Genomic DNA, 271 nt, shown 5'->3' with positions numbered 1-271 from the left:
AATATACACTAAATGCGGGGTTCTTGTGCACCGTTTTGAGTCAATAGTACGGCCGGATGCACTCCGGCCGCGTCTTGTCAGAATAAGAAATATCTTTGTCCAAGCGGAACATAATCGACAGGCTGGCAAGACAGTTCCTCTCCGTCAGCAAAGACCTGATAGGTTTTTGGATCAACTTCAATCTTCGGCAAAGCTGAGTTCAATTTCATATCCAGCTTGCTCAGCTTTCTGACATTCTTGACAGGAGAAATTCTTTTTTCCAGCCCTAAGC

Annotated in this window: 1 pseudogene; it reads right to left on the bottom strand. The window is 45.0% G+C overall.

The features are described from left to right. Window positions 1–77: 77 nt before the first annotated feature. A pseudogene (ureC, locus tag ACSNOH_RS35330) lies at window positions 78–271 on the bottom strand (urease subunit alpha); the annotation flags it as partial.

The sequence above is a fragment of the Streptomyces sp. URMC 127 genome, from assembly GCF_051386535.1.
Taxonomy (GTDB): Bacteria; Actinomycetota; Actinomycetes; order Streptomycetales; family Streptomycetaceae; genus Streptomyces.
The sequence above is the reverse complement of the archived record's forward strand: the minus strand, read 5'-3'. Positions and strand labels throughout refer to the sequence as shown.